Below are 5,798 nucleotides of genomic sequence, written 5' to 3'. Positions count from 1 at the left end.
GCAGATCCAAAAAGCCCATCAAGCCTTATCTGCTGGAGCAGACCTTGGTTGTCGGGCTGGGCAATATCTATGTGGACGAAACGCTCTGGCGGGCCCAGATCCATCCAGCAAGACCGGCGGATAGTCTGAGCTCTAAGGAGGTTTCCCTGCTGCACCAGCAGATTATCGCTGTCTTGCAGCTGGGGATTGAAAAGGGCGGATCCACCATTCGGACCTACCGCAATGCCCTGGGCGAAGACGGGACTATGCAGGATTTTCTGCAGGTCTATGGCAAGACTGGCCAGCCTTGTGCTCGGTGTGGCAGCCCGATTGAAAAGATCAAGCTGGCCGGTCGCGGCACCCATCTCTGTCCCTACTGCCAGAAAGCGAGGTAGTTGTTGTGGTAAAAATTATCGGGATTACCGGCGGCATTGCCTCGGGCAAGTCAACGGTGACGGACTTTCTGCGGCAGCAGGGCTATCGGGTCATCGATGCTGACCAGGCGGTGCATGAATTGCAGGAGCCAGGCGGCCGCCTCTACCAAGCCCTCGTGGAGGCTTTAGGTCCAACTATCTTACAGGAGGATGGTCATTTAGATCGGCCCAAGCTGGGTGCCCTGATTTTTGGCCATCCTGACCGGCTGGCTCAGTCCAGCCAGCTGCAAAATGCCATTATCCGAGAAGAGCTGGCCCGCCAGCGAGATCAGCTGGCTCAAAGCGAGGAATTCTTTTTCATGGATATTCCCCTGCTCTTTGAGCAGGGCTACGAAGATTGGTTTGACCAAGTCTGGCTGGTCGATGTGTCAGAGGAGACTCAGCTCAGCCGTCTCATGGCGCGAAATGCCCTTAGCAGATCAGAGGCGGAAAAACGCATCGCAGCTCAGCTCTCTCTCCAAGAAAAACGCAAACGAGCAAATCTGCTCATTGACAATAACGGCTCGCTAGAGGCAACCCGTCAGCAGGTCTGTGATGCTTTGCAGAAATTAGAAAGAAGATGATCCTATCACGGCACATGTAAACTGGAAACACAATCTGAAAATCGCCTGGTTTGGCAACTTCCTGACAGGTGCCAGCATTTCTCTGGTCACGCCTTTCATGCCGCTCTTTGTGGAGCAGCTGGGGGCTAGGGGCCATGAAGTCGAGTATTATGCCGGGCTGGGGATTTCGCTCTCGGCCATCTCTGCGGCTCTGCTCTCCCCAGTCTGGGGGAGTCTGGCTGACCGCTACGGCCGCAAGCCTATGATGGTGCGTGCTGCCCTTGCCATGGTCTTCACCATGGGAGGGATTGCCTTTGTGCCCAATATCTTCTGGCTTTTGCTCCTGCGCTTTCTCAATGGAGTCTTTGCCGGCTATGTGCCCAACAGCACGGCCTTGATTGCCAGTCAGGCTCCCAAGGATAAGGCCGGCTATGCCTTGGGGACTCTCTCGACGGGCGTTGTGGCGGGCAATCTCATGGGGCCTTTTATGGGCGGTCTGATTGCGGAGATGTTCGGCATTCGCAATGTCTTTCTCCTGATTGGTTTTTTCTTTCTGCTGGCGGCCTTGATGACGGTTTCCTTCATTCAGGAGGATTTTGTGCCAGCGTCTCGGCAGGAAGAGGTCAGTTTGAGAGAGCTGCTGCATCAGCTTAGGTATCCTCGGCTGCTGCTCAATCTCTTTTTGACCAGCTTTGTCATCCAGTTCGCAGCCCAGTCGATCAGCCCTATCCTCTCGCTCTATGTCAGAGAGCTGGGACAGAGGGACAATCTGATGTTTGTCTCAGGCCTCATCGTGTCCAGCATGGGTCTGTCCAGTATGATGAGCTCCAGTATCTTGGGGCGGCTGGGCGACCGCATGGGCAATCACCGGCTCCTGGTGCTGGCTCAATTTTATTCGATTTTGATTTACTTGCTGTGTGCCAATGCCGGCTCTGCCTTTCAGCTGGGCTTTTACCGTTTTTTGTTTGGCTTGGGGACTGGGGCCCTGATACCGGGGGTCAATGCGCTGCTGAGCAAGATGACACCCAAGTTTGGTATTTCCCGGATTTTCAGTTACAATCAGATTTTCTTTTATCTGGGCGGTGTGGCCGGGCCTATTTCTGGTTCGGTCATTGCGGCGGCCTACGGCTACCATTCAGTCTTTTATGCAACAGCAGGGCTGGTAGCAGTCAGTCTCCTGATCAATCTCTTTTCCTTTAGAAATCTGCTGAAAAAGAAGGATATCTGATAAGGGGCCTTCTGATTTTGTATTTGCGGAGGAGAGCTTCGTATGGCACAATTTACTCTTACGACCTATTTGGATCTGCCGCTTGAGCAAGCAGCTGCGCTTGTGGAGCAGCCCTCTACTCTCTTTTATGTGGCACGGCCTCTGGTCTTTTTCCGGCCTGTCAAGGGGCAGGACCTGCCCAGCCGCTGGCAGGAGGGGACCTACTGGTTTAGACTTTACCTCTGGGGGATTATTCCTATAGGCCAGCAGGCGGTGGTTATTTCCTATCCGGATGGCGAAAATTTCAGTCTTTTGGACGACGGTCACAGCTGGCTAATCAAGCAATGGCGGCATTTGATCCGGCTGACTCCGGAGGGGCAGGGCTGCTGCTATCAGGATATACTGGAAATTGAAGCCGGCCTGCTGACGTCCTTGGTAGCGGGATTTGCCCGTCTCTTTTACCGCCACCGGCAAAGACGCTGGCTTAAACTGGCAGAGCAATTTCGTCCATGACTTTCTGGCAATATTTTTAAGCCAGACTGAGAAGCGGCTGATATTTTGTGCTATAATAGTCCTTAGTCCATTCTAAAAGTTAGGAAAAACCGTGCGCATCAAAATTCATTTAAAGTGTTCCAGCTGCGGCAGTCAGAACTATCTGACCAGCAAGAACACCAAAAATCATCCGGACCGGATTGAGGTCCTCAAGTATTGTCCCAAGGAAAGAAAAGTAACCTTACATCTTGAATCCAAATAGATTTTGTGGTAAAATAGATAGGATTTTAAGGAGTTTATGTCTATGTATAACCTATTGTTAACCATTTTACTAATCTTATCCGCTGTTATTGTCATTGCAATTTTCATGCAGCCTACTAAAAATCAGTCCAGCAACGTTTTTGATTCCAGTGCAAATGACCTCTTTGAACGTGCGAAAGCGCGCGGATTTGAGGCTGTGATGCAGCGTCTGACAGGAGTTATGATTTTCTTCTGGCTGCTGATTGCCTTAGTATTAGCAGTATTATCTAGTAAATAAAATGGGCTCTGACTTCGTCTTGGCCTATTTTTTAAGTTTAAAAGAGATTTAGCAAAGGTGAAGAAAGCTATCATCAAGAGAAAAGGAATATGAAATCAGAAATTATTGAATATTTAAAAGAAAGGCAGCAGGCCAGCGTGGATGAGCTGGCGGCTGCTCTGGGGAAGGAGTCTTCCAAGGACTTTAGCAGTCTGGTCAGGACCATCTCCCAAATGGAGCGCAAGCACCAGATTCGCTTTGACGATGCGGGCCGCCTGCAGCTCAAGCAGAAAAAGGAAAGCATCACTCTAAAAGGAACTTTCCATGCTCATAAGAATGGCTTTGGCTTTGTCACCTTGAATGAGGAAGAGGATGACCTCTTTGTCGGCCGCAATGATGTCAATCATGCCATTGACGGTGATACAGTCGAAGTGGCTGTCACCAAGGTCGCCGACCGGGTCAAGGGAACGTCGGCTGAGGCCAAGGTGATTGACATTTTGGAGCACAGCCTGACGTCAGCGGTTGGCCAGCTGGTTCTGGATGAGGAGAAGCCCAAGTATGCAGGCTATATCCGCTCGAAAAATCAGAAAATCCGTCAGCCTATTTATGTCAAAAAACCTGCTTTGGTGCTGGATGGCACGGAAGTTCTCAAGGTGGCTATTGACAAATACCCGACTAAGAAGCATGATTTTTTTGTGGCAACTATTCTGGATGTGGTCGGTCATGTCAATGATCCAGGTATTGATGTATTGGAAATACTGGAGTCGATGGACATTGTGTCCGAATTTTCGGAAAAGGTCCTGGCAGAAGCGGAAGCGATTTCTGAAAGCTTGGCAGATAAGGACTATCAAGGCCGGCTGGATCTGCGGGAGGAGATTACTTTTACCATTGACGGTGCGGATGCCAAGGACTTGGACGATGCTGTCCATATCAGGCGCCTGAAAAACGGCCACTTCGAGCTGGGTGTCCATATCGCAGATGTGTCCTACTATGTCAAGGAGGGATCTGAGCTGGACAAGGAAGCCCTCAATCGGGCGACTTCGGTCTATGTGACCGACCGGGTGGTGCCCATGCTGCCGGAGCGCCTGTCCAACGGTATCTGCTCCCTCAATCCCAATGTGGACCGGCTGACCCAGTCGGCCATCATGGAGATTGATGCCAAGGGGCGCGTGGTCAAGCATAGGATTACGCAGACCGTTATCAATACGGCCTTTCGCATGACCTACAGTGATGTCAATGACATCATCTCAGGCGATCAGGAAAAAGCTGAGCAGTTCAAGTCCATTGTGCCCAGCATTGAGGCTATGGTCCAGCTGCATAACATTCTGGAAAGCATGCGCTTTAAGCGCGGGGCGCTCAACTTTGATACCAGCGAAGCCAAGATTTTGGTCAATGACAAGGGCCGGCCAGTGGACATTGTCCTGCGTCAGCGCGGCATTGCCGAGCGCATGATTGAGTCCTTTATGCTGGTGGCGAATGAAACGGTGGCCGAGCATTTTACTAGGCTGAATCTGCCCTTCATCTATCGGATTCACGAGGAGCCTAAGGCGGAGAAGGTCCAGAAGTTCATCGACTATGCGTCGAGCTTTGGGATTCGGATTTACGGGACGGCTAACTCCATGAGTCAGCAAGCTCTGCAGGATATTATGGAAGCGGTCAAGGGCCAGCCTTATGAGGAGGTCCTGTCCATGATGCTGCTGCGTTCTATGCAGCAGGCCCGCTACTCTGAGCACAATCACGGCCACTATGGTCTGGCTGCAGAGTTTTATACGCATTTCACCAGTCCGATTCGCCGCTATCCGGACCTGCTGGTCCACCGCATGGTGCGGGACTACGGCCGTTCCAAGGAAACAGCTCAGCACTTTGAGCAGGTCATTCCAGAGATTGCGGTGCAGTCTTCCAGCCGGGAGCGCCGGGCCATTGAGGCGGAGCGGGAAGTCGAAGCCATGAAGAAGGCTGAGTTCATGGAGGAATTTGTCGGGGAAGAATTTGACGGTGTGGTTTCAAGCGTGGTTAAATTTGGGCTCTTCGTCGAGCTGCCCAATACGGTCGAGGGCTTGATTCATGTGACCAACCTGCCGGAGTTTTACAGCTACAATGAGCGGGCCATGACCCTGCAGGGAGAGAAATCCGGTGTCGTCTTTAAGGTCGGCCAGCCGATTCGCATCAAGCTGACACGGGCAGACAAGACGACCGGCGAGATTGACTTTGAATACCTGCCGAGTGAATTTGACCTGATCGACAAGACCAGCAAGCAGAGCCGAGGCAAATCGCGCAACCGACGCCGTGAGGACGGTCCGCGCAGCCATTCTGCCAAGGAAAGAGACCGCAAGGGTCAGAAAGACAAGAAGCCCAAGACTGGCAGGAGCCAGAAGGCATTTTACAAGGAAGCAGTCAAGAAAGGAGCCAAGCATGGCAAAGGGAGAAGGAAAGGTCGTCGCGCAAAATAAAAAGGCCCGGCATGACTACACCATCGTGGATACCATCGAGGCGGGTCTGGTGCTGACGGGAACGGAGATCAAGAGCGTGCGCGCTGCCCGCATCAATCTCAAAGACGGCTTTGCCCAGATCAAAAACGGCGAAGCCTGGCTCAGCAATGTCCATATCGCGCCCTATGAAGAGGGCAA

Annotated in this window: 8 protein-coding genes; all 8 read left to right on the top strand. The window is 52.0% G+C overall.

Annotation, left to right across the window (positions count from 1 at the left end; genetic code table 11):
• Nucleotides 1–374 (top strand): zinc finger domain-containing protein (locus STRDD11_RS14485; protein ID WP_277592829.1); only part of this gene is annotated, 374 nt, incomplete at its 5' end.
• A gap of 5 nt (nucleotides 375–379) precedes the next feature.
• Nucleotides 380–976 carry a dephospho-CoA kinase gene (coaE, locus tag STRDD11_RS08855; RefSeq protein ID WP_128837019.1) on the top strand — a complete coding sequence of 199 codons (597 nt, stop codon included), beginning with the start codon at nucleotides 380–382 and terminating at the stop codon, nucleotides 974–976.
• A gap of 4 nt (nucleotides 977–980) precedes the next feature.
• Nucleotides 981–2,183, top strand: coding sequence for a multidrug efflux MFS transporter (locus STRDD11_RS08850; RefSeq protein ID WP_277592863.1), 1,203 nt, complete (start codon nucleotides 981–983; stop codon nucleotides 2,181–2,183).
• 42 nt (nucleotides 2,184–2,225) lie between these two features.
• Nucleotides 2,226–2,675: a hypothetical protein gene (locus tag STRDD11_RS08845; RefSeq protein ID WP_128837017.1), complete on the top strand. Its 450-nt coding sequence runs from the start codon at nucleotides 2,226–2,228 to the stop codon at nucleotides 2,673–2,675.
• A 91-nt stretch (nucleotides 2,676–2,766) separates the two neighbouring features.
• Entirely contained in the window at nucleotides 2,767–2,916 is a 150-nt protein-coding gene (rpmG, locus tag STRDD11_RS08840; protein WP_128837016.1) for a 50S ribosomal protein L33, read from the top strand.
• 42 nt (nucleotides 2,917–2,958) lie between these two features.
• Entirely contained in the window at nucleotides 2,959–3,192 is a 234-nt protein-coding gene (gene secG, locus STRDD11_RS08835) for a preprotein translocase subunit SecG (protein WP_128837015.1), read from the top strand.
• Between the two features lie 89 nt (nucleotides 3,193–3,281).
• A complete protein-coding gene (rnr, locus tag STRDD11_RS08830; protein ID WP_128837014.1) occupies nucleotides 3,282–5,621 on the top strand; it encodes a ribonuclease R in 2,340 nt (779 codons plus the stop codon).
• On the top strand, nucleotides 5,584–5,798 hold a 215-nt coding region (locus STRDD11_RS08825; RefSeq protein WP_206512691.1), incomplete at its 3' end, for an SsrA-binding protein. The genes rnr and STRDD11_RS08825, both read left to right, overlap by 38 nt.

Origin of the sequence: Streptococcus sp. DD11, from assembly GCF_001578865.1 — a bacterium.
Classification (GTDB): Bacteria; Bacillota; Bacilli; order Lactobacillales; family Streptococcaceae; genus Streptococcus; species Streptococcus panodentis.
This window is presented reverse-complemented; position numbering and strand designations above follow the sequence as displayed.

Excerpts from the sequence above, each read along its gene's own strand:
- STRDD11_RS08845 (WP_128837017.1), top strand. The coding sequence starts at position 2,226 with ATGGCACAATTTACTCTTACGACCTATTTGGATCTGCCGCTTGAGCAA.
- rnr (WP_128837014.1), top strand. The coding sequence starts at position 3,282 with ATGAAATCAGAAATTATTGAATATTTAAAAGAAAGGCAGCAGGCCAGC.
- secG (WP_128837015.1), top strand. The coding sequence starts at position 2,959 with ATGTATAACCTATTGTTAACCATTTTACTAATCTTATCCGCTGTTATT.